The following is an 18124-nucleotide window of genomic DNA, read 5'->3' as shown; positions in this document are numbered from 1 at the left end:
GAGATAACGACAATGAATACGTCTATTACAGGCGGATGGAGCCAGTCTCTGACTGGCCAGCCTCTCAAAGAGTTCGATGTCATGATGTATGGCATGGTCACCAACCTTGATGGATTGACCACGGGCACATCAGCGCATCCAGGATGGAGCCCGGAAAAGCAAAACAAACCCGATACTCTCCCCGGTTTTAAAGGAAAGACGCTCTGGGTTTATGGCGGCGGCGGATGCTCCCCACAGCAAAAGCCGGCAAATGAGGATGAAGTGTTGAGGATCGTCGAAGCCACGGTAGACCGGGGCTGGGACGGCGTCGATTTTGATGACGAATGCAATATGAACACCGAACGGGTCATCGAAGCCATGAAACGGCTAAAAGAGGCCCGAAAAGAGACCAGCCTGGGTTTTATTGCCGGCTATTCCTACAATCATCCCAATACGGAAAATGGTAAAAAGCTCAACGAGAAAGTCAGAAAAATCATCCTGTCAGGCCAGTGCGATCGCTTTATTCATTACTGCTATGCCGCAGCGATGTGGAGCAATGACGATATTCTCGCCAATGTCATCCCGGCATTAAAACAATCGCTGGTCAACGGCGCCGAGAATAAAAAATGCATTCTGGCCCTGACGACCCGGGGATTGACCGACTGGAATTTAAATTACTTTATCGATCAGGTTCTGGATTTTAATCTTGGCGGATTGTTTATTTGGAATTACGCCAACCTGACGGATGAACATAATAAAATCATCAAAAACAGGCTAGGCAATTAACACTCCCCGCTTGCCCTCGCCTATCAAGAGACCGTCAAGGCGGCCACTTGATAGGCATTCAGACGTTACTCAATAAAACCCAGTTTGAACTGCGCCTTGCCCGCCAGCGAGGTCAGCTCAGGATCCTCCGGGTAGGTAGCCAGAAGCGGGAAAAAGACTGCGCCGCCGATAATGCTGCGGCTTTTTGAATCTGCCGGGCGCAGGCCCCAGATATTTTGGTACGTCATCGGGACACTCCGGCCGTTAATCGCCGCATTGCCGATATACAGCATGATATGGCCCGGAATGTAGACCAGCGAGGTGAACGGCTTGCCATGCTCCTTGAGATAGCGCAGCCGCTCATCCGTGTTCGCCTGACTGAGATCGACCACTCGGCTTGCCGCCTCTATCTGCGCGGCGGAATTCCTGGGAAGAAACACCCCGAAAGGCATCAACAGGCTGCGCAGTTCGGCCGAGCAGTCATTATTGAAGTTATCATTCCCCCAGCCGTAGGGCCTGCCGCTCATCGAACGCATCAGCGTGGCAAGATGGTCTGGCGTCATTCGCCACGGCATGGCGGCAAACTCCCCCTCCTTTAAATCGATCCGGCGAATTTGCGCGCGGCCATCCTCCCGGCGTACCGGCACGGCGACGCTAAAAACGCCCTGCCGATGGCGGTAAAATGGCAGAACCGTGCCATGACGCGCCGTAAAATAAAACAGCTCCCCCTCTTGTACCGACACCGGCTGCTGAATGAATGCCCCCAAATTTTTCCCTGCCAGCGCCAGCCATTCGCTGACAAACCGCCGATCCGCCGCCGCGATATCTTCGCTATGCACCCAGCCGATCACCGTAGGCGATATGACGTATTTCCAGCGTTTATCGCGGCTTTCCGTCACAATGTATACCGGTGTACCGGGGCGGATAGAAGAGTCCTGCAAATTATCAAAGGGATAACCTTGCCCTGCCAGACGCGGATCGTCATAAGCCGGATCGTCTGTCGGCAACATCCTGACCAGCGTTTCCCTAATCGCAATACCTCTGGCCGAAGAATGATAAGCCTTGTCAATGCCGACATACGCATTATTCCTGACCTGCTGTTTCCAGCGCTCAGCGTGAGTCCTGAAGTTTTCCCCCCAGGAAACGCTGCCATTTCCAAGATATTTATCCATTGCGGCATCACGGTGGCTTTCCGCTTCATGGCTCAAGACGGAAACGATGTAATGCGGATTCCAGGGGGACTCCTCATTCGGCCCCATGCCAAAATAGTGGGATTTGAGGGCAGAAAAATGACGTTGCTGCGCAGCGTCATCCAGCACGGCGATCTGCCGCTGCGGGCCGGGAGGCAGCCATTTATCGACAGACTGCGAATAATTGTCCAACGGAAAAAGCGACTTGGTTGGATCGATAGGGGCAGACGCCGTAGCGTCGTGAGGTGGCGGTCTGACCGACGCGCTGTGGCAGGCCGACAGCAACAGCAAGAGAGTCAGGCACAGCGGTTTTATTCCATTAAGCATGCGTTATCCACTCCGTGACAGGTTAAAGTCCGTTCTTTATCCTGAAGAGAAATCATACTAATTGATACTTATTAACATCGGCGATTGATTTCCCGTTGAAGAAGACAAAGCCGGTGGTATAGCAAGCGCCAATCGGATTTCCCTCCGCCGCGTAGAACGCGACCTGTCTCGCTGCCCCGCGCCGCCAAACCTGCTACCCTGCGGGTTTGTTTTTTGACAGGAGTCCTCCATGCGCCAACGCATCATTGTCTGCCCGCTGATTGAAAACGATAACGCCTTCCTGCTGTGCAAGATGGCCGCCCACAAGGGCGTGTTTCCCGGCCAGTGGGCGCTGTCCGGCGGCGGCCTCGAGCCGGGTGAACAAATAGAACAGGCGCTGCGGCGCGAAGTGCGCGAAGAGCTGGGCGCCGAGCTGATCCTCGACAGCATCACACCCTGGACCTTCCGCGACGACGTGCGCATCAAAACCTACGCCGACGGCAGCCGGGAGCAAATCTACATGATTTACCTGATTTTCGACTGCCAGGCCGCCAACCGCGACGTGACGATCAACGACGAGTTCGACGACTACGCCTGGGTAACGCGCGAGCATCTCGCGGACTACGATCTGAACGAGGCCACCCGCTTCACGCTGCGACAAAAGGGATTGTTGTAACAGTTTGAGCGATTATCGCCCTATTTTCTTCACATTTGCCGGGCAGACTCTTTTGATATTTTTTAATCACTTAGGGTCACTATTGCCGCCGTTATGCTTTTATCTCACACTTTTCTTCGTCTGCCCGCCCGGCGTTTCGGCGCCGCACTTCTGTTCAGCCTGCTGTTCGTTTTGGCGCCCGTGCATGCCGCTGCGCCGCCGCTGGTACTGAATGCCAAATCAGTGCTGGTCGTCAATCAACGCACCGGAAAGACGCTCTATCAGAAGCAGCCAAACCGCGTGCTGCCGATTGCCTCGCTCACCAAGCTGATGACCGCCATGGTCGCCCTGGACAGCAAACGCCCGATGGGCAGCAGGCTGAAAGTCACCGCCGCCGATCGCGATCTGCTGAAAAAAACCCATTCGCGCCTGACCATCGGCTCGGTGCTCAGCCGCCGCGACATGCTGCACATCGCCCTGATGTCTTCGGAGAACCGCGCCGCCGCGGCGCTGAGCCGCAGCTATCCCGGCGGGCGCAAGGCTTTCGTGGCGAAAATGAACCAGAAAGCGCGCGCCATCGGCATGAAACGCGCCCGCTTCTACGATCCGACCGGGCTGACGCCGCGCAATGTGGCGACCGCCAACGATCTGCTGAAGATGGTCAATCACGCCTATCGTTATCAGTCAATTCGCCGCTTCAGCACCGACAAGCAGCAGATCGTGCGCCCTGGCCGCGGCCAGCTGGTCTACCGCAGCTCCAACGGCCTGATCAATAATCCGGCCTGGAAAATTCAGCTGCAGAAAACCGGCTTTACCGACGAGGCCGGCCACTGCCTGGTGATGCGCACCACCATCAAAGGGCAGCCGGTGGTGATGATCCTGCTCGGCGCGCAGCCGCGCTACGGCCACTACCGTGACGCCATTCGTCTGAAGGCCTGGCTCGAGGGATAACATCGCGGCGCTTTACCGTTCTGCGCATATCCAAATTCGTTTTGGATCAATGGAATATCCTATCGCCAATCAGTATTAAGGCGCACGCCGCCCGCATGGTATTTGTCAGGCATATCTGATGAGGAAAGGAGCGGGAAAATGGCTTATGCCTTGAGCATATTGGAAAAGAGTCCGATCGCCGACGGAGAAAGCGCCGCGCAGGCGCTGGCGCGCACGCTGCATCTGGCGCAGCAGGCGGAACGCTGGGGCTATCGGCGTTTCTGGCTGGCGGAGCACCACAACACGCCGCAGCTCGCCTGCCCGTCGCCGGAAGTGCTGATCGGCTACCTGCTCGGCCAGACGTCGCGCATTCGCATCGGCTCCGGCGGCGTGATGCTGCAACACTACAGCGCCTACAAGGTGGCCGAAAACTTTAACCTGCTGGCGGCGTTGGCGCCGGGGCGCGTCGATCTCGGGGTGGGCAAAGCGCCCGGCGGGCTACCGCTCGCCACCCAGGCGCTGCAGGCCGCCCATGACCGGCAACACAAACCGGCCTTTCCACAGCAGCTGTCGCAGCTGACCGCCTACCTGAACGACGATGCCGAACCGGGCCTGAGCGCCACGCCGCTGCCGCCGCATGCCGCCCAGCGCTTCCTGCTCGGCGCCAGCAAAGAGAGCGCGACGCTGGCGGCCGAATCCGGCTGGGCCTTCGTGTTCGCCGCGCATCTGAACGGCAATCCGCAAGATATCCGGGAGGCACTGGCGCACTACGCCGCACTGAGCGGCGGCCGCAAGGCGCTGCTGGCGGTAGCGGCGATCGTGGCGCCAAGTGCGGAACAGGCCGCGGCGCTGGCGGCGGATATACAGCAATACCGCGTGCACGTCGCCGGTGAGCAGAGCGTGACCGTCGGCAGCCTGGCGCAGGCGGAGAGTTTCGTGCAGCAGGCCGGCGCCACCGACTACCGCATCGAGCCGCGAGAAAACCATATTCTGCTGGGCACCGCGCAGCAGGTGCATCAGCAACTGGCGCAGCTGCAGCTGCAGTACGGCGTGGACGAGTTCATTATCGACACGCCGATTGCCGAACCGACCGCCCGGTTAACCTCGCTACGACAGTTGGCGGAGGAGAACCTGACGCCGGCCTAGTTGATCGCCGCGCTGGCCCGCATGGCGTCGGCCAGATCCTGCGCCAACGGCGCCAGCTGCGTCGGCACCACGTTGGCCAGGCTGACGCGGATCGCAGGATCGCCCTTCAGGCGGAAAGGCTCGCCGCCCTGCACCAACCACCCCCGCTGCGCCATCAGCTGCGCGGCGGCGGTTTCCGACCGCACCGGCAACCACAGATGCAGCCCTTCACCTACCGCCAGCGCCGTGTGATTCAGCGCGTTGAGCCGTCGCACCAGTTCATCCCTTCTGGCCTGATACGCCTGTTGCGCCCGCTGCAGCTGCCCTTCCTGCAAGGCCTGCCCCCACAGTCTGGCGGCAATCTGCTGCAAGATATGGCTGACCCAGCGCTCGCTGATGTACTGATCGGCGCGCATTGCCTGCAGCAACGTCGGGTTGCCGCAGGCCAGCGCGATGCGCAGATCCGGGCTGAGAAACTTGCTCAGCGACAGCACGTACAGGCCGCGATCGCCGTCGAACGGCAGATGCAGCGGCTGCTGCGACAGCGGCCCCCAGAAGTCGTCGACGATCGCCAGACACTGTGGATTTTCGCTGAGAAAACGCCGCCACTGCTGCGCACGCTGCGCAGAGAGCGAGGCGCCGGTCGGATTGTGGGCGCGCGGCGTCAGGATCGCCGCGCCCGCCGTTCCGCTTTCCGGCAACCGGCACCCCTGTTCATCCATCGCCAGCGGCAGCGGCCGCAGACGCAGGTGGCGCAGCAGCGTCAATAGCGGCGGCCAGCAGGGATCTTCCACCCACACCGCCGCGCCAGGCTGCACATGGCAGCGCAGCGCCTTTTCCATCGCGTCCAGCGCGCCGGAGAATACCGCCGGCTCCCCCAGGCTAACGCCCTGGCGGCCGAGCCACTCGCGCCCCAGGCCGGTTAGTACCGGGAGATCGCCGCTGATGTCATAGCCGTTTTGTTGCGGGAATACCTCCGCCGCGCCCAGCGCCAACGCCGGCAACAGGGCGGCATCCAGATTGCCGCTGGCCAGATCGCACATTCCCGCCGGCACCTGGCGCGGCGTATAGGCCGCACTCACCGCCGCCAGCGGCGGTTCCAGCACCACCGTTCCCGCCCGCCCACGCGTCGCCACCAGACCGGCATCGCGCAATCGGGCGTATGCGCTGGCGACGGTATTCGCATTGACCTCCAGCTCCGCCGCCAGCTGGCGTACCGGTGGCAGCAGCTCACCCGGCCGCAGCGTGCCACCTTTGATGCGTGCGGCGATCTGATCGGCAATCTGGACAGCGCCGCCGCCTTTTGCATACAATGAAGTCATACATAAATCCTTTTGTACTAGTTCAAACAAGGTTAGCAGCTTCCGCGGCCAAAAGTAAGGGGTTCCATGGATAAACATTACGTGCTCGACATTCAGTATGCAGGAAAAGCCTTTGCCCGCCTGGAGATGTTCACCCCCTGGGCCGCCGATCAGCTGGAGCAGGCGTGCGCGCTGTTCCCGGCCGCGCAGGGTTATCAGGTGCAGCTCAGCCAGGTCAGCGAACGCCGCATCGTCTACCAGAGCGGCGCGCAAGGCATCACCGTGCTGGGCGAGTCGCTGGCGCTGACGCCGTTCACCCACGCTCACGAGGTTAAACAATGAAAAAAGCCGTCGCTATTCGACACGTCAATTTCGAAAACCTGGGCATCCTCGGTTCCCTGCTCTCGCTGCGTGGCTATCAGATCGACTATTACGATGCCGGGCGTGATGATATTCGTGCTATCAATAATGAAGAGACCGATCTGTTGGTGGTGCTCGGCGGGCCGATCAGCGCCGCCCAGCACTTTTCCGGCGCGCTGCGCTATGATTTTCTCGACCATGAATTGGCGCTGGTCAAACAGCGCCTGGCACAGCGGCGCCCGACCCTCGGGGTGTGTCTTGGCGCCCAGGTGATCGCTCAGGCGCTGGGCGCCGACGTGATCTCGCTCGGCGTCAAAGAGATCGGCTTCGCCCCGCTGACCACGCTCACGGCACAAGACGACTCGGTGCTGGCGCCGCTGGCCGATACGCCGGTGCTGCACTGGCACGGCGATATGTTCACGATCCCGGAGGGCGCCCGCTGCCTGGCCGGCACGGCGGTTTGCCCGCATCAGGCCTTTGACTATCAGGGGTTCGCGCTCGGCCTGCAGTTCCATCTGGAGGCGGATCATCGCGATATCGAACGCTGGCTGATTGGCCATGCCTGCGAGCTGGAACTGGCCGACGTCGCGCCCCAGAGCCTGCGCGAACAGGCGGCGCGCCACGGCGCACAGCTGGAACAGCGCGCGCGGCAGGTTTTCGCACGCTGGCTGGATAATAACGAACCAAGGATGTAACTCATGCAACAAACTGCTCCCTTGCGATCACCGTCCATCGATGTGATCAGCATTCAATCTCAGGTGGTCTACGGCAGCGTCGGCAACGGTATCGCCTACCGCGCCCTGTTGAAAAAGGGGCTGGAAGCGCTGCAGGTGCCCAGCGTGCTGTTCGGCTGCCCGCCCTATTACGGCAAGCCGCACGGCGGCGTCATCTCCGGCGAGTGGTTCGGCGGCTTTCTCGACGATCTGATCGCCCGTGGCGTGATGAAGCGCACCCGGGCGGTGATTGTCGGCTACCTGGGCGACGCGATGCAGTGCCATATTCTGGCCAACTGGCTGCAGCGGGTGCGCTCGATCAATCCCCAAATAAAAATCTATATCGATCCGGTGATGGGCGATTACGGCGAAGGGATCTACGTAGATGAGCGCATCGTCAACTGCTATCGCTCGCCGTTCCTGCGGCTGGCCAACGGCCTGACGCCGAACGGCTTCGAACTGGAGCAACTGTGCGGCCGCTCTCTGAGCAGCCGGGAGCAGACGCAACACGCCGCGCAGGCGCTGTTGAACGACACCACCGAATGGGTGCTGGTCACCAGCGCGCCGGGCGTGGCACAGCACCAAGACGAGGTGGGGTTGATGCTGGTCACCCGGCAGGAAACGCAGTGCTTTACCCATCCGAAGGTGAAATCGGCGGTCAAAGGCACCGGCGATCTGTTCACCGCATTGCTGGTCAGCCATCTGCTGCACGGCGCCGCGCTCGACGCGGCCGTGGTTGCCGCCGGCGGCGAAGTCTGCGACGTGCTGGCCGAAGCGGCGCATTTCGGTTGGGAAGAAATCGGCAGCCTGCGGGCGTTAAAACCGTAAGGCCTGTGGAGAGTCAGGGGCAGCGTGCCGCCCCTGATAAATATCAGCGTTTTTTCTTTTTGTTGAAATCCAGCTCGAAGGCGAACACCGCGCTCTGAATTTTGCGCTCCATCGCCAGCCCCAGCTTGAGGAAGCGGCACGACAGGCGCGAGAAGTGCACCACCTGGTCGTTATCGTCGGTTTCCTGATCGTCGTTGACCACCACCAGCTCCATGTTGACCTTGAAACTGCCGTAGCTGCCCAGATCCAACTCCGCTTTCTTGAACTGCAGACCCGGCTGAAAGAAATCCGGCAGCGGGCCGTCGAAACGCAAACCGACGCCGCCGGCGGACAGATCGTGGATCCGCAGCTCATAAGGCGTGCCGTCCGGGTATTCGCCGGTACAGAAGAATTGGCGCCAGTGCGGTGTGGTGATGCGGAACTGGCGACGGCGCTGGATGTAGACCAACTCCTGCGGCAGCCTGGTCGAGCAGGCCTGGACGCCCTGATGTTCGGTCAGCTCCGCCTGGCCGACGGAAAACTCGATTTTGGCGTCGTTGCTTTCAATCACGATGGTGCAGGCGCCGTCGATGGCGTTTTCCGCCTCCTCACCGCTAAACACGATATTGTCCGGCCCGACGCTCAATAACAGACTTTGAAACCGGTGCTGCTGATTTTCTACGCGCAGCGGCGTGCGTTGTTTGCAAATTTCACGCAGAATCGCCAGAACTTCAAAACGCTCCCGTTTGATAAACAGTCCGTTATCGCTGTGCTCCACACGTCTCTCCTGACTTTTTTTCTAATGACGTATTACGTATTCCTTACGGTTATCATCTCTGGGAATATTCCTAAAGTCAAATTTGCCAACGCTGCCAGGCCTGCGCCAGCAGGCGTGCGAAACGTTTCGCCCACGCCTGTTGCCCGCGTTCGTCGGCGATCAGATCCTGGCGGATTTCGATGCCGACATAAGGCAAACCGCGACGTTCCGCGTGGACCGGCAACGTGTAGTCGGTGGCGTCGGTCATCGCATAGGGTTCGTTGATCCCCACCTGCAAATCCCCCTCTTCGCGCAACAACTCGGCCAGCAGATGGGCAAATTCCGGGTAGCGGTTAAACAGCAGCCCCACCTGCCAGGGGCGCGATGCCCCTTTGAACACCGGCGTAAAACTGTGCATGGCGATCACCGCCGTCGGCAGTTCACGCAGTTGGCGTTGTCCCAGATGATCGTCGATGGCGTGGTGATACGGCAAAAACACCTCGCGCTCGCGCGCCAGCGCGTGCTCGGCGTCGATACCGATATTGCCGGGGATCGGCGTCAGCTCGGACAAATGCGGGATCGAGCTGGCAATGCCGGGCGCCCGGTTGCAGTCGATCACCAGCCGTGAGTAACGCTGGTGGATCAGCGTGGCGTCCAGTTGGCGACTCAGATGGCGCGACACGCTCAGCGCGCCGATATCCCAGCCGATGTGGCGTTCGATCTCCCCCGGCGGCAAACCAAGATCGCCGAGGGATTGCGGTATCGCCTTGCCGGCGTGATCGCACAGCAGCAAAAAGGGCGCTTTGCCGCGCGGGATTTCAACGGCGGCGGCAGAGGGTTCATCGGCGGACAATAACGGCGGGATAAACGAGTGAGGCATGCAAGGCTCCGGCGGTGGAAAGCAAAGCGTTTATCGTAGCGCTATCCCGTCGCCGGCCCCAAGGTCGTGCTTAGATCAAAAAGGCATGAGTCAGACTGTAGTCATGCCGTCTCGGCTGGCTGTGGCTGATGCACCGCAATATAACGCTGATAGCGCGACGGCTTGAGCCGCGTGGTATCCACCAGTACCAGCCCGTCGATGCAGTTGTTGAACGCCGGATCGGTGCCGAAGTCGATAAACTGCACCCCACCCGGCTCGCACAATTCGGTGTACTGCTTGTACAGCGTCGGGATCGAGCAGCCGATGTTGCTGAGCAGGCTTTTCAGCCGCACCAGATCTTCCTGGTAGTTGTCCCCGGCAAACTGCGCCAGCACCTGCGGCAGCGACGCCGGATAAGGCCGCCGCGACTGCGCGAAGGCATGATCCGGCGAGAAGTAGAGGCGATAGAAGGCGATCAGCAGATCGCGCGCCGCCAGCGGCATGCCGCCGGAGATCGACACCGGGCCGAACAGATAGCGATACTGCGGGTATTTCGACAGGTAGGCGCCGATGCCCAGCCACAAATAGTCCAGCCCGCGTTTGCCCCAATAGGCCGGCTGAATGAAGCTGCGCCCCAGCTCGATGCCCTGCGCCAGGATCGGTTCCATATCGCGATCGTAGTGGAACAGGCTGTTGCTGTAGATGCTTTCCAGCCCTTTGCGTTCGATTTGTTCGGCGGTGGGGATAAAGCGATAGGCGCCGACGATCTCCAGCTCCTCCTCATCCCACAGCACCAGGTGATAATAGTCGTCGTCGTAGCTGTCCAGATCGCGGCGGCGACCGGAACCTTCCCCTACCGCGCGGAAGGCGATCTCGCGCAGGCGCCCCAGCTCGCGCAGGATCGGCGTGCGCGCTTCGTCGCGGCGGCGATAGAGATAGATGGTTTTACCGTCCGGCGTCACCCCCAACCGTTCGCAGTTCGCCAACGCCTTTTTCAGCTCCAGACGCTCTTCCGGCAGCGCGATCGGCGACTCGCTGGCGAACAGCCCCGGCTTGCCCTGGCCCAGGCGATACACGTGGCGGCGAAAACGCTCCGCCAGATCCTTGGCGCTGGTGTGGCCGTCGTGCCAGCTGGCGAACGGCACGCGGCCGCCGATGCGGATCTTGATGCGCCCGCCCCGCTGCTGGAACATTTCACGCACCAGCAGCAGCGTCGACAGCGGCCGGTAAACCAGCGAGGTAAAGTAGAACAGGTTGCTGTTGCGCGCACTGATGTGGATCGGCACGATCGGCGCGCGCGCCTTGGCGGCCAGGCGCAGAAAGCCGGTATGCCAGTGGCCGTCGCGGATGCCTTTCGGGCTCATGCGCGACACTTCGCCGGCCGGGAACAGGATCAGCGCGCCCTGATTGTCCAACTGCTGCTGCATGCCTTCAATCTGCTTGCGGCTGGTCTTATAAGCGACGTTATCCACCGGCACGAACAGGTTGCGCAGCGGTTCAATGTAGGTCAGCAGCTGGCTGGCCACCACTTTCACATCCGGACGTACCGCCGCGACGGCGCGCAGCAACACCAGGCCGTCGAGCGAACCGATCGGGTGATTGGCCACGAGCACCACCGGCCCCTGGCTCGGAATGTTTTCCAGATCGCCATCCACCAGCTCGCAGCTGAGGTTGAAGTAGTCCACCACCTGCTCGATCAGATCGAGCCCTTTCAGGTGGGGATAGTCGGCGGCAAACTGTTTGAATTCTTTTTCGAAGAGAAGGGTTCTTAGCAGGCTGCGCTGCCAGGCAGGGGTATTGCGGTGTGGAAATGCATCTTGCAACAGAGAATCCAGGCTGAACATCGCGTTATCTCCTGACGTAGTCGCTGCAAACTTAAGCCAGAGCCGTGACTCTGACGTGTCAGTTACATGACAATAAAATGAATCCATCGACTATCAGGTATAGCAAAGTAATGGCGATTTGGGAGCGAAAGACGCATTTTCGCCCCCATTGCCCCTCACATCGGCGCCAGCAACGCTTCGATGCGGCGGTTCACCGCTTCTCGCAGGCGCAGCAGCGGCCCGGCCTGATGCGGATAACGCTTGAAGGTGATGCGCATGCCCAGCTCGCGTTCGATCAGCGCCTCCACCGTCGCCCGGTCGGTCAGACTCTCCAGCAGCTGCAGCGCGCGCATATCCTGCAGCCCCTGGTACAGCACCCGCAGGCGCAGCGACTCCACCGGCTGCAGATCCTCGCCCGGATAGACCACGAACGGATCGCCGGAGGGAAAAGCATGGCCGCTGTCGGTCACCGCGTACGGATTGATGCGCTCGCGCGAATGGGCGCTGTTATAGAAGTTGAATCCCCAATGCAGGAAACCGGCGATGCGGTACAGATACAGCTGCACGCCCAATATGCGGTTGCGCGCCGAGGGCTGGGCGAAGAACCGATTGGCGACCTCGGTCTTCTGCACGCAGCAGTAATAGGCCCACAGGCCGGGCACCCGGTGTTCGATAAAGGGATCGATATGATCGGTCGCGGCGACCGGGGTTTCCACCAGGCCTTGCTGATAGAAAGCGTAATCCGACAGCGCATCGAAGGTGCGGAAGCCGTCCAGCAACGGCCGCAGCGCGGCGGCGGCGCGCCGGTAGGCCGCCAGGTTGTCCAGCGTCGGCTCATCGGAAACATGGAACCACACCTGCCGTTCCAGCCCCCGTTCGCGGAACCAGGTGGTCAATTCGGGCAGCAGCGCCTGCAGGAAACGCTGATACGGTTCGCTCTGCGCATCGGTGTGCCAGCCGAAAAGCGGTCGCGCCTCGCCCTGCTCCTCCACCACGATCTTCGGCGCATGCGCCGCGCCCCATTGGGTAAACAGCGGCGCGATTTCGAAGTGCTCGATGCCCTCTTCCTGCGCCAGCGCCACCCACTGCGCCAGGCGGCTGAAATCGAAGCCATACCCCTGCGCCGATCGCGTCACCCTCACCAGCTGCACCGTGGTGCGTTCGCCGCCGACGGCGGTATCCAGCGGCGGCGTAAACAGCGGCGTCAGCAGCATATTGACCCCGGCGCGCACCGCACAGCGCACAAAGTGGCGCACTGCGCGCCAGTAATCCGGGCTGAACACCGCCAGACGGTAGTAATCCGCCAGGCAGTCGGTGTGCAACCACTCGGTGTGCAACAGCGTTTGCGGCGGCAACGCCGCCGGCACCAGATGCAGCGTCAGCCTGGCCTCGGCCAGCGCCTCGCCGCTTTGGGCATCCAGCAGCCGCAGGGTCAACGGAAAGTCGCCGGCCAGTTGCGCGTCGGCCGGTGGCGTCAGGGTCAGCCACAGGCTGCCATAATAGCGGCAGGCGGCGAAAAAACGCCGTTGCGGCAGCGGCATCAGCGGATCGGGAAATAATCCCGGCTCGGTCGTCAGGTAATTCTCGTCGGTCTCGCGATAACAGGGAAAACCGCTCGGCACCGATTGCACCTGGCGCACGCTGATATACTCCGCCAGCGGCCCGTCGAGTTGATAACACAGCTCATGGCGGGTTTCGTTGCCCGGCGTTTGCAAACAATACACCGCCTGCCAGGAAAGCACCTCGTTATTTAACCCGCTCAGCCGTTCCTCCACGGAAATAGCTGGCACGCTGTGCCGATGAAATACTTTCTCCAGGCAATGGGTAAATACCAGAGACAGGCGCATGATGTTCGGCCCTCTTTATTTTTAATGAATAAACACGGTGAAATTCAGGCTAGCGCCTTTTATCGCCACAGACAATAGCCGGTAATAAAAATCGTTCCCACGCCCTTCTTTGGCTGCCGCAAGCCGATTTTTTTGTTTATTTGCATCACAAAAATGAAAGAAGCTGATGCTTGCACAATAAAAATGTTTTTAATCCCCATTATGGTGCAAGGGTTATCAGTTATTCCTATGCCGGCGAGGGCCGCTAAATGCCGCGACAGCAGGGAGAAAACCCATCAACAGGTTAACTAAATGTGAACAAAACCACCTTTCACTTGGCCGTGAAAGCCTTTCGATTTTAACAACAACGAAACATTCACGCCCCATTTTTGGGCATCCGGGGGTGTATTGACACATTGAAAGTTAAGGGATAGAAAGAATTTACGTTGCGAAAAACGTTATTCGTCGCTCACCGAGGGGAAAGCAATGTCACCGATAAAAAATACCGGACGCCTGCTGGCGCACTCTATTCTTGCCAGCGCATTATTATTACCCACCCTGCTCCACGCCGCAGATAAAATAACATTGCGCTATGCCGTTTGGGACAGAAACCAATTACCTGCTGAACAGGAGATCGCCAAACGCTTTGAACAGGCCAATCCGGATATAAAAATAGAAATAGAATTAACGCCCTCTGCGCAATATTTCGTTAAATTGGATTCTGCCGCCGCCGGCGGCGTGGCACCGGATATATTCTGGATCAATATGCCTTATTTTGTGCAATATGCCAAAAATGGCATTATGGAGCCGCTGGCGCCTTATATTAAGGACAGCGGCCTTAAGCTGGACGACGTGGTCGCCAGTTCGGTGAAAGCCTACCAGTACGACGGCCAACAGATGGCCATTCCGCGCGACGTCGACTCCATCGCCGTGTGGTACAACAAAAAACTGTTCGATCAGGCCGGCGTCAGCTACCCCACCAGCGACTGGAGCTGGGACGATCTGAAAAACAAAGCCACCGCGCTGAAAAGCGGGCTGAAAGGCGCCGCCTTCCCGCTGGTGATGGATCTCAGCATCGACGGCCAGGACAGCTATATGAACCTGCTGTTCCAAAACGGCAATCACATCGTGCCGAAAGACGGCCAACCCACCGACATCGCCAACGACAAATCCATCTGGGTCTACCAGCAGCTGCAGGGCATGATGAAAGACGGCCTGATGCCGAGCGCCCAGCAAATGAGCGAAGTCAAAACCGAGAACATCTTCCAGTCCAACCGCGCCGCGATGGTCTATGCCGGTTCCTGGCTGGCGGCGCCGTTCGCCAACAACCCGCTGATCAACGATCACATCGGCGTGGTAATGATGCCGAAAATTGAACGCCAGTCCGGCGTAGCGCACAGCCTGGCCTTCGCCATGTCGGCCAAAAGTGCCCACAAACAGGCCGCCTGGAAATATATCGCCTTCATGAGCAGCGAAGCCTCGCAGGCGGAGCTGGCCAAGGTGGTGATCCCGGCCAACAAGACGGCGGCCAAGGTCTGGGCTCAGCAGATCCAGAAAGTCGACGTCTCGCCTTATATCCAGACCCTTGAAGTGACCCAGGCTTACCCCACCGCCGGCACCAATACGCCGAAATGGCAGAACATGTGGATCGCCAGCCTGAAGAAAATCTTTATGGGCGCGGACGCCAAGCAGGAAATGGACAAGTCGGTCAAGAAGATCGCGCGCGTCATGGAGCAGTAATCGCCCCGCCGCGGCGCGCTACCCCGAGTGTGCGCCGCGGTGGACCCACGCTGAAAGTGATAGGTGAGGAATGGCAACATGTCGCTGGCAGAAACGGCTACGGTCACCCTGAAATCATCCCGGCGCACCGCCCGCCCCGCGCTCAATCGGCTTGAACGCGCCGAACGCTTCTGGGGCTGGGTGATGATCCTGCCGCTGCTGTTGGGGGTCACGGTGTTTTACCTGATCCCCTTTTTGCAGAACATTTTTTACAGCTTTACCGATCTGAACCAGTTCATGCGCTGGAGCAGCATCAGCGTCGATAACTATCTCAACCTGTTCGAAGACGACGACTTCTACACCGCCGCCGCCAACACCCTGTTCTACGTGGTGGTATGCGTGCCGATCAGCCTGAGCCTGTCGCTGCTGTTGGCGATTGGCCTCAACCAGAACATCCGCGGCAAAGGCCTGCTGCGCACCCTGCTGTTCCTGCCGGCGGTCACCATGCCTGCGGCGGTGGCCATGGTGTGGCAATGGCTGTTCAACAAGGACTTCGGCCTGATCAACCAGGCGCTGGGCCTGCTGCACATTGCGCCGGTCGCCTGGCTGTCCGATCCGGACGTGGTGCGCATCAGCGTGTCCATCATCATCATCTGGTCGTCGCTGGCGCTGAAGATCATCATTTTGCTGGCCGGGCTGCAGAGCATTCCGCGCCAGCTGTACGAGGCGGCGGATATCGACGGCATCGGCACCCTGCGGCGCTTCTTCTGCATCACGCTGCCGATGATGGTACCGACGCTGTTCTTCGTGTCGGTGATGAGCTTTATCGAGATCCTGCAAATCTTCGACGTGGTGTTCCTGATGTTCGACCGCGCGCTGGTGGAAAACGACGTGATGACCGTCACCAACCTGTTCTACAAGTACGCGTTTTACCTGCAGGAAAAAGGCTACGCCTCCGCCATCACCGTGGTGCTGTTCGCCGTCACGCTGGTGATCACCCTGATTCAAATGGCGATCGGCAAGCGCCTGAAAGTCAGCTGAGGAGCTGCACATGAACGCAAGCAAGAAAACGCTGGTGTACCTGTTTATGGGGCTGGCGGCGCTGGCCTCGGTCGTGCCCTTTATCTGGATGCTGGTGACCTCGTTGAAAACCCAGGCCGAGAGCATCCAGATCCCGCTGACGCTGCTGCCGGCGCACCCCAGCCTGCAGGCCTACGGCCGGGTGATGCACGAAATCCCGTTCGCCGGTTTTTATCTCAACTCGCTGCTGGCGACCTTCTTCACCGTCACCCTGCAGATGGCGATCGCCACCCTGGCCGCCTATGGCTTCTCGCGCCTGCATTTTCGCGGCCGCGACGCGGTGTTCCTGGTGTGCGTGTCGATCCTGATGGTGCCCGGCCAGGCGTTTCTGATCCCACAATTTCTGGTGGTACAGAAGCTGGGGCTGGTCAACAGCATCACCGGGCTGGTGCTGCCGGGCATTTTCAGCGTCTACGCCACCTTCCTGCTGCGGCAGTTCTTTCTGGCGGTGCCGAAGGAGATGGAAGAAGCGGCCTTGATCGACGGCTACAGCTACTTCGCCATCTTCTGGCGCATCATGCTGCCGCTGATCCGGCCGGGCATTATCGCCTGCGTCATCATTAACGGCCTGTGGAGCTGGAACAACCTGATGTGGCCGCTGATCGTCAATACCACCACCGAGAAGCTGACGCTGCCGGTTGGTCTCGCCTCGCTCTCCAGCCGCGCCGGGGTGGAATACCCGTTGCTGATGGCCGGGGCGCTGATGGCGGTGATCCCGATGCTGATGCTGTTCATTATTTTCCAACGCTATTTCATCCAGGGCATCGCCAGCGCCGGGGTGAAAGGCTAACGCGCAGACAAGGTAAATGACATGGCCGGAATTCAGTTAAACAGCGTTAAAAAAGTCTACCCCAACGGTTTCCACGCGCTGCACGGCGTCAATCTGGACATTGAGGACGGGGAATTTATGGTGTTCGTCGGCCCGTCCGGCTGCGCCAAATCCACCCTGCTGCGGATGATCGCCGGGCTGGAGAGCGTCAGCGAGGGGCAGATCCTGATCCACGATCGCTGCGTCAACGACAGCATGCCGAAGGATCGCGGCGTCGCCATGGTGTTCCAGAACTATGCGCTGTACCCGCACATGACGGTGTACAAGAACATGGCGTTCGGCCTGATCGGCAAAGAGAGCAAGGCCGAGATCGACCGCCGGGTGCGCGACGCGGCGGAAAAGCTGGAGATCACCAACCTGCTGCAGCGCAAGCCAGGCCAGCTCTCGGGCGGCCAGTGCCAGCGGGTGGCGGTCGGCCGCGCCATCGTGCGCAAGCCCAAAGTGTTCCTGTTCGATGAGCCGCTGTCCAACCTCGACGCCAAGCTACGGGTGTCGATGCGCGTGCAGCTGATCGAACTGCACAATCAGCTGAAGCAGGAAGGTGCCGCCGCCACCATGGTGTACGTCACCCACGATCAGGTCGAAGCGATGACCATGGGCGATCGCATTTGCGTGATGAACCGCGGCGCCATCATGCAGGTGGATAAACCGATCAACCTGTACCACCACCCCGCCAACCGTTTCGTCGCCGAGTTTATCGGCAGCCCGTCGATGAACCTGCACGATCTGGCGATCGTGCGCGACGGCCAAACGGTGCGGCTGCGCATCGGCCTGCAGCACCCGCTCGAGCTGCCGCCGGCGCTGCAACGGCAGTTGGCGGACTATCCGCATGCGCGGGTGTGCCTCGGTATCCGGCCGGAGTCCCTGCGGCTGTGCGCGCCCGGCAGCGCCAACTGCTTCCCGGCGCAGATCGTCACCATCGAGCGCATGGGCAACGAAGAGCTGCTGCACTGCGAGCTGGCCGACCTGCGCTTCGTGCTGCGCATGGCGTCGCTGCCGGACTGGGAGCCGCGCCTCGGCGAAAGCGTTCATCTGGCATTCGATCTGACGCGCGCACATTTGTTCGACGAGCTCAGCGGCCAAAACCTCAAATAACAACA

Annotated in this window: 17 protein-coding genes; 11 read left to right on the top strand and 6 right to left on the bottom strand. The window is 60.1% G+C overall.

Annotation, left to right across the window (positions count from 1 at the left end):
- The first annotated feature begins 12 nt into the window (after nucleotides 1-12).
- Entirely contained in the window at nucleotides 13-765 is a 753-nt protein-coding gene (locus ACUTSC_RS02100; RefSeq protein WP_445653056.1) for a hypothetical protein, read from the top strand.
- A gap of 65 nt (nucleotides 766-830) precedes the next feature.
- Here the strand turns inward: ACUTSC_RS02100 and ACUTSC_RS02095 are convergent, their stop codons facing one another.
- Nucleotides 831-2261, bottom strand: a complete 1431-nt coding sequence (locus tag ACUTSC_RS02095; RefSeq protein ID WP_445653055.1) for an SH3 domain-containing protein — start codon at nucleotides 2259-2261, stop codon at nucleotides 831-833.
- A gap of 229 nt (nucleotides 2262-2490) precedes the next feature.
- Here ACUTSC_RS02095 and nudI point away from each other — a divergent pair, with 229 nt between their 5' ends.
- The 3 genes from nudI to ACUTSC_RS02080 all read left to right on the top strand — a co-directional run bounded on the left by nudI (nucleotide 2491) and on the right by ACUTSC_RS02080 (nucleotide 4971).
- The gene (gene nudI / locus ACUTSC_RS02090) at nucleotides 2491-2916 is read left to right on the top strand and encodes a nucleoside triphosphatase NudI (protein WP_197767298.1); all 426 of its coding nucleotides are present in this window, start codon (nucleotides 2491-2493) and stop codon (nucleotides 2914-2916) included.
- A 93-nt stretch (nucleotides 2917-3009) separates the two neighbouring features.
- On the top strand, nucleotides 3010-3846 hold the full coding sequence (pbpG, locus tag ACUTSC_RS02085; RefSeq protein WP_197773186.1) for a D-alanyl-D-alanine endopeptidase: 837 nt from the start codon (nucleotides 3010-3012) through the stop codon (nucleotides 3844-3846).
- Nucleotides 3847-3984: 138 nt separating this feature from the next.
- Nucleotides 3985-4971 carry an MsnO8 family LLM class oxidoreductase gene (locus ACUTSC_RS02080; RefSeq protein ID WP_049212286.1) on the top strand — a complete coding sequence of 329 codons (987 nt, stop codon included), beginning with the start codon at nucleotides 3985-3987 and terminating at the stop codon, nucleotides 4969-4971.
- Here the strand turns inward: ACUTSC_RS02080 and ACUTSC_RS02075 are convergent.
- Entirely contained in the window at nucleotides 4968-6272 is a 1305-nt protein-coding gene (locus tag ACUTSC_RS02075; protein ID WP_197767300.1) for an aminotransferase class I/II-fold pyridoxal phosphate-dependent enzyme, read from the bottom strand. The genes ACUTSC_RS02080 and ACUTSC_RS02075 overlap by 4 nt on opposite strands.
- A gap of 66 nt (nucleotides 6273-6338) precedes the next feature.
- Here ACUTSC_RS02075 and ACUTSC_RS02070 point away from each other — a divergent pair, with 66 nt between their 5' ends.
- From ACUTSC_RS02070 to pdxY, 3 genes are read left to right on the top strand one after another with little or no spacing between them, the layout of a single operon-like run.
- A complete protein-coding gene (locus ACUTSC_RS02070) occupies nucleotides 6339-6593 on the top strand; it encodes a hypothetical protein (RefSeq protein WP_004938217.1) in 255 nt (84 codons plus the stop codon).
- Nucleotides 6590-7306 carry a glutamine amidotransferase gene (locus ACUTSC_RS02065; protein ID WP_443002465.1) on the top strand — a complete coding sequence of 239 codons (717 nt, stop codon included), beginning with the start codon at nucleotides 6590-6592 and terminating at the stop codon, nucleotides 7304-7306. Before ACUTSC_RS02070 ends, ACUTSC_RS02065 begins: the two co-directional genes overlap by 4 nt.
- Before the next feature lie 3 nt (nucleotides 7307-7309).
- A complete protein-coding gene (gene pdxY / locus ACUTSC_RS02060) occupies nucleotides 7310-8152 on the top strand; it encodes a pyridoxal kinase (RefSeq protein WP_197773184.1) in 843 nt (280 codons plus the stop codon).
- Between the two features lie 43 nt (nucleotides 8153-8195).
- Here pdxY and ACUTSC_RS02055 read toward each other — a convergent pair whose 3' ends face one another.
- The 4 genes from ACUTSC_RS02055 to ACUTSC_RS02040 all read right to left on the bottom strand — a co-directional run bounded on the left by ACUTSC_RS02055 (nucleotide 8196) and on the right by ACUTSC_RS02040 (nucleotide 13417).
- The gene (locus ACUTSC_RS02055) at nucleotides 8196-8909 is read right to left on the bottom strand and encodes a flagellar brake protein (protein WP_025302950.1); all 714 of its coding nucleotides are present in this window, start codon (nucleotides 8907-8909) and stop codon (nucleotides 8196-8198) included.
- Nucleotides 8910-8985: 76 nt separating this feature from the next.
- The gene (locus tag ACUTSC_RS02050; RefSeq protein ID WP_445653054.1) at nucleotides 8986-9768 is read right to left on the bottom strand and encodes an N-formylglutamate amidohydrolase; all 783 of its coding nucleotides are present in this window, start codon (nucleotides 9766-9768) and stop codon (nucleotides 8986-8988) included.
- Nucleotides 9769-9869: 101 nt separating this feature from the next.
- Complete coding sequence (gene olsF / locus ACUTSC_RS02045; RefSeq protein WP_197767303.1) at nucleotides 9870-11591, bottom strand: ornithine lipid synthase OlsF; 1722 nt, start codon at nucleotides 11589-11591, stop codon at nucleotides 9870-9872.
- 155 nt (nucleotides 11592-11746) lie between these two features.
- On the bottom strand, nucleotides 11747-13417 hold the full coding sequence (locus ACUTSC_RS02040) for a glycoside hydrolase domain-containing protein (protein ID WP_197767304.1): 1671 nt from the start codon (nucleotides 13415-13417) through the stop codon (nucleotides 11747-11749).
- A gap of 465 nt (nucleotides 13418-13882) precedes the next feature.
- Between ACUTSC_RS02040 and ACUTSC_RS02035 the strand changes: the two genes are divergently transcribed.
- From ACUTSC_RS02035 to ACUTSC_RS02020, 4 genes are all read left to right on the top strand, one after another.
- The gene (locus ACUTSC_RS02035) at nucleotides 13883-15136 is read left to right on the top strand and encodes an ABC transporter substrate-binding protein (protein WP_089186029.1); all 1254 of its coding nucleotides are present in this window, start codon (nucleotides 13883-13885) and stop codon (nucleotides 15134-15136) included.
- 78 nt (nucleotides 15137-15214) lie between these two features.
- The gene (locus ACUTSC_RS02030; protein WP_047730640.1) at nucleotides 15215-16156 is read left to right on the top strand and encodes a carbohydrate ABC transporter permease; all 942 of its coding nucleotides are present in this window, start codon (nucleotides 15215-15217) and stop codon (nucleotides 16154-16156) included.
- A gap of 10 nt (nucleotides 16157-16166) precedes the next feature.
- A complete protein-coding gene (locus ACUTSC_RS02025) occupies nucleotides 16167-16985 on the top strand; it encodes a carbohydrate ABC transporter permease (RefSeq protein ID WP_004938251.1) in 819 nt (272 codons plus the stop codon).
- Between the two features lie 21 nt (nucleotides 16986-17006).
- Nucleotides 17007-18119, top strand: coding sequence for an ABC transporter ATP-binding protein (locus ACUTSC_RS02020; protein ID WP_060439858.1), 1113 nt, complete (start codon nucleotides 17007-17009; stop codon nucleotides 18117-18119).
- Nucleotides 18120-18124: the final 5 nt, after the last annotated feature.

This window comes from Serratia sp. TSA_105.2, assembly GCF_052692115.1.
This window is presented reverse-complemented; position numbering and strand designations above follow the sequence as displayed.